At 65.3% G+C, this 4,743-nt stretch carries 4 protein-coding genes; 2 read left to right on the top strand and 2 right to left on the bottom strand.

Annotated elements, in window-relative coordinates; translation table 11 throughout:
* Positions 1–201 precede the first annotated feature (201 nt).
* Positions 202–576: a hypothetical protein gene (locus tag VEY12_11630; GenBank protein HYM40768.1), complete on the top strand. Its 375-nt coding sequence runs from the start codon at positions 202–204 to the stop codon at positions 574–576.
* On the opposite strand, the gene VEY12_11625 is transcribed toward VEY12_11630, so the two are convergent.
* Complete coding sequence (locus VEY12_11625) at positions 555–1,970, bottom strand: tRNA(Ile)(2)-agmatinylcytidine synthase (protein HYM40767.1); 1,416 nt, start codon at positions 1,968–1,970, stop codon at positions 555–557. The genes VEY12_11630 and VEY12_11625 overlap by 22 nt on opposite strands.
* A 68-nt stretch (positions 1,971–2,038) precedes the next feature.
* On the opposite strand from VEY12_11625, the gene VEY12_11620 reads away from it, so the two are divergent.
* Positions 2,039–2,497, top strand: coding sequence for a hypothetical protein (locus VEY12_11620; protein ID HYM40766.1), 459 nt, complete (start codon positions 2,039–2,041; stop codon positions 2,495–2,497).
* A gap of 16 nt (positions 2,498–2,513) precedes the next feature.
* On the opposite strand, the gene VEY12_11615 is transcribed toward VEY12_11620, so the two are convergent.
* A partial coding sequence (locus VEY12_11615) for an ATPase domain-containing protein (protein ID HYM40765.1) occupies positions 2,514–4,743 on the bottom strand: 2,230 nt, incomplete at its 5' end.

The following is a 4,743-nucleotide window of genomic DNA, read 5'->3' as shown; positions in this document are numbered from 1 at the left end:
CGAGATGCCGAGCGCTACGCACCCCCCTACCGGGTGCCGCTTCCACCCACGGTGTTGGCTCGCATACGAGCCCTGTCTCAAGACCGAGCCCCCGCTGTTCGACGCGGGCGGGAGACTGGTCGCGTGCTTCGCGACCGCCCGAAATCTGGGTCTCGAGTCAATAGGCGGTCCGGGCGCCGCGACCAAGAAGACAGGGACCTGATGAACGCACCTAGGAGCCCCGGGAATCCGCGGCGTGAGGGCGACACGGATTCGAACCATGAGTCTCGCCCTCAGAGCGTCCTCGAACGACAAGGATCCCTCGCGGGGTATCTCGTGCGGAGAGCCCAGCGCCGGCGTGAGCGGTTCCTCCTTCGCGCCCAGACCACCACGCTTCGCAGCGAACTCCTTCGTGCCCTCTTCCTGTCGGGATGTATCGTGCTCGACTTGATCGTCCTTCCCCAGGCAATCTTTGTGCTGCCCGGTCCCGCGGGGTGGTCCGCTACGGCGCTCGGGCTCGTCCTCATGGTGTGGCTCGAGGGCCGGTTCTACGCGGACCATTTCGCACTAGGGAGTCAGGCGCCTTCTCGGCCGTGAGACTCAGAGCGTCCCGTCGCGGAAGAGGGCTGCAACCGAGGTGGCGGCATGGAGATTGAACGCGCGCGGGTTGGCCCCCGTCCGAAACGATTTCCCAGAATCCGCTGAATAGGCTTCGCCAGATGCCGACGCGCACACGCGGGGGGCTCGTAGAGGGCCACCGTGATCGTTCGGGCCTCGGACACCACGACGACCGCTTCACGCGGCAGTCGAGCGTGTCCCCGGACGCACCGGAAGCCTTGCTCGGACCCGATCGATTTCATGGATTTGCCACACGATGGGCAGCGCGGGTTGGAGACCTTTCGCCAAGAGTCTACGAGCGAGACCACCTCGAGGCGCTCGAGGTTTAGGGTTCGAGGTTCCTCCCGGACGCTGCCCGTGACTCGCACGATGTCTCCGGCCCGGAGGGCCCGGACCACCTCGCGAAACTGCTTCGATGGCTCGTACGCTGCCACGGTGACTCTCCGACGGCCGTCGACCTCGAAAAGCACGTGACCGCCCGGTCGGGTCACGGGCGTCGAAACCACCTTGCCTTCGAGAACAGACGCGGTAAACGGACGCAAGGCCCAGTCGCCCATGACCACGTGGTCGTCGGTTCCCTGGTTCGTCTCGAAGAGCAGCCAACGCTCCGGAGTCTCCCCGCGGAGCGTACGCATCGCTCGCGGCAGCTGGGAGGGGACATCACCCCGGATACCGAAGAGAATGGGGCAAGGAGAGTGCGGCGCGAGCACGACCTTCTCGTTCACGTAGTCGTAGTTGTTGAACGTGGAGGGAAAACGGCGGTCCATCTCCCGGACCGACACGGGATCGATGTCTCGCGTCAACCCCCACAGACTTGGGTGGCGATACGCGAGAATCTCGTACGTTCGATCCCGAGGACGCCACGCCAACGCCGCGGTCGCACCGATGATCCCTCGCCCATTCTTGAAGCCCCGCAGGATCCCAAGATCCGTTGCGGCCAGCCGCGCCTCTCGACGCGAGACCACGCGCCGGACCGCGTGCCAATAGAAGGACGGGGCAGGGGGCCGGCGCAGGATCGCGAACGCAGGATTCGTGGTGGGGTCTCCGAACACGGACCACTGCCGGACAAGGTCCTCCACGGGTTTGCGGAGGACCTCGGGGTCTTCACTGCCGCGGGATCTCGGGAACGCCCGGATGGCGCGGCCTGCGATTTGCCCCACGGTCGCAGGTTTCCCGGTTCCCCGGCCGAACCGGAGCGCGAGCGCCCCGTTCCCTCGAGTCTTCCACGGGATGTTCGGGTTCAGCCGGACAAGGCGGGGGTAGCCGATCAGGTCGTGGGTGCGCGTGACCTCCCGAACGATCTCCGTCGCGAGGAACGTCGTGCACATTCCCCGCAGGCTGTCCGTGTCGTCCACACCGACCCAGAGGACCATCGCCGCGCACAACGGTCACGCGTGAGATAAAGCCCGCGGACCGGGAAACTTCATATCGAGGCGGACGCTTGCTCGGCAGGGTTCCCATGACCGTGCGGGCGTTCGACTTCACGAACCTCGACGCGCGCCGCCTCACGAAGATCGGGGCGGGCTGGGCGAACATCCGCGTGGACCACAACAGCACGGTCACCTTGATTTCGGAGACGGGGATGAACAGCGCCCAGGTCGACTTTCGGTTCTCCGCGAGCTACCGCGCGGCGGAGGCCGTGATCGGGCTCATCCAGATCGAGGGGCAGATCGCCTGGGAAGGGGATGCGAAGGCCCTCGTAAAGGGCTGGTCCGCGGGGGGCCAGATGCCCCAGGAGATCGCCCAGGAGATCCACACGGTGATCATGACGAATTGTCTCCCGGAGACCGTGATCCTGGCGCGCGAGCTGCGCCTGCCACCGCCCATCCCAATCCCTCAAGTCCAGGTGCCCGGGCCCACGCCACCGCCGAAGAAGGGACAGTCGCCCGAAGTGATGTAAGGACTACCCACGAGGATCACTTGATGTGGTCCAGGCTGAAGGAGCCGATGGACACGTTCGACTTCGTGTACGTGTAGCGGATCCAGCTGCGGCTCTGCACGTCGCAGATGCCCTTGATGCTCAGGAACGACTTGAGCTGCTCGACCTTGAACTCGATGGACCCGTCCATGAGGGAGCCGAGCATCTGGATCTCCTGCTCCTCGTGCATCCCCTTTTCGATCACGTAGAAGGCCACCGCCTTGTCGCGCTTGCGGCGCCCGACGAACGGCTGCAGGAACTTGAAGGTAGTCGTGGGGTCCAGGTACGCGATGAGCGTGGACACGCTCCGGAACGCGAGCCGGTAGCTCGGGTACTTCTTCCGCCACTCCGTCGCGATCGCATCCGTCGCCTTGAGGATCGCGGCGTGGTCCGTGGGGTCGTCGATGTACGTCGTGTTCGTATCGCTCGCGTCGGCGCCCATGGACTTGGAGTACGCATCGATGTACTTCACGAGGCCGAGCTTCTCGCGCTCCTCGTAGTCCGGTAGGACAAACGCCATGTCTTCGCGGATGTCCCCGGGCCCCTTGTCCGTGAGGATCCAGAGGACGGGCAGGCCCTTCTTGAGACCCTCCGCCATGAACAGGCTCACGAGGACCTCCTTTCCCACGTAGGCCGGACCGTACACGGAGACGTTCGAGCTGTACGGGATGCCCCCGAACATCAAGTCGTCGAGACGCGGGATGCCGGTCTTGACGCGCTGCTGCTGGACCTCGACCTTCCGATCCTCTTCGCGCGCCTCGATGTCTTCCGCGATCATGCCCTGCTCGCGGAGGCGGAGTTCCTCCATCTTCTGCTGGAGATACTTCTCCTTGGTCCGGACTTCTTCCTCCTTCTGCGTGATCTCGCCCTTGAGCTGCTCGAGGCGCGCCTTGAGGTCGAGTTCCTCCGTGGATCCGCCCTCGGCCTTCGCCTGCTCGTGCTTCCGCATTTCGGCCTCGAGGCGGTTCTCCCGGTACGTGAGGTCCTGCTCGCGGCGAAGCAACTCGTCCTCCTTGAACGCGAGGGGCTCTTTCAGCTTCCGGAGCTCGTCCTCCTTGAGGCCGACCTCCTCCTGGAGCCGCTGGATTTCCTGCTCGCGGAGGAGCATGCTCTTCTCCTTGGCGAGCAACTGTTGCTGCCGTTCCTGGAGGACGCCCTCCAGCTCGCGACGCGGCTTGCCGTCGAGCGCCTTCTCCTGGGCGCGGACCTGCTCCTCGATCTTGAATTTGTTGACCTGTTCCTCGAGCGCGATGATTCGCTTCTTGAATTCCTCCTCCTTCTCGAGGTACTCGTGCTCGTTCTCGCGGAGTTCTTCCTCGAGCCGACGCCGCAATTCCTCGTCGACGACCGTGATTCCAAGGGACTCGGGCCCGGTTCCCGTGTGGGCCGCGGCCTCGCGAACGGTCAACACGGCCTCGCGCTCCGCCATCGCGATCTCGCGTTTCTTGAGATCCCGCTCCGACGGCTTGATCTTCGCGAGCCCGACCTCGATCTTGTCCTTGAGCGCCTCGTTCGCCGCCTTGAGTTCCTTCAGCTCGACCTGGAGCTTCTGGCGCGCAGCGGCTTCCTGGTCGAAGCGTTTCTTCAGGTCGGCGCCGGGACCCGCCTTGAGTTGTTGTCCCTTGACGTACTTGATGACCGCGATGGAGCCTTTCTTGATGTGCTCGATCTCCTGCTCGAGCTCCTTCCTCCGGGCGATCTCCGTCTCGAGTTGCTTCGAGAGGCCCGCGACCTCCTCGATGTATTGGACGGGGTCGAACCGTCCCGAGCGGAAGTTCGCGAGCTCCCGGGTGAGTGTGGTTCGCATGGACTCGAGCTCCGCCCGCAGCCCGTCGGCCTCCAGGGCCTTTGACCGGAGCTCGCGGACCTTCTCTTCGGAGACCCGCTCCGCCCTCCCCGCCTTTCCGGCGCCCACAACCCCTTCGGACGGCGTGCCAATCCAGTCCTGGAACGCGTTGTCTTCCCCGGCGAGCCACTTGCGAAGAGCATCGTCCCGGCCGTCGGGGCTCTGCGTTGGAAGGGGCGCGCCGACCCAGCCGCTCAGGCCCGTGGCGCCCGACTCGCCCTTGAGCCACGAGGTGAGACCTTCGTTCGCCGCGGCGGCCCGCGGATCGGACTGCTTGGTCCCGCAGACCACGCACTCGCCCCGGGCGTTGACCTCACCGCCGCAGACGCGACAGGTCACGGCAGCGGTACCGCCGGTCTCCGCTTTCATTTCCACGCGATCC

Source organism: Thermoplasmata archaeon (assembly GCA_035632695.1).
GTDB lineage: Archaea > Thermoplasmatota > Thermoplasmata > RBG-16-68-12 > RBG-16-68-12 > RBG-16-68-12.
This window is presented reverse-complemented; position numbering and strand designations above follow the sequence as displayed.

Coding starts and splice junctions, on each gene's coding strand:
- VEY12_11630 (HYM40768.1), top strand. CDS start 202: ATGAACGCACCTAGGAGCCCCGGGAATCCGCGGCGTGAGGGCGACACG.
- VEY12_11625 (HYM40767.1), bottom strand. CDS start 1,970: ATGGTCCTCTGGGTCGGTGTGGACGACACGGACAGCCTGCGGGGAATG.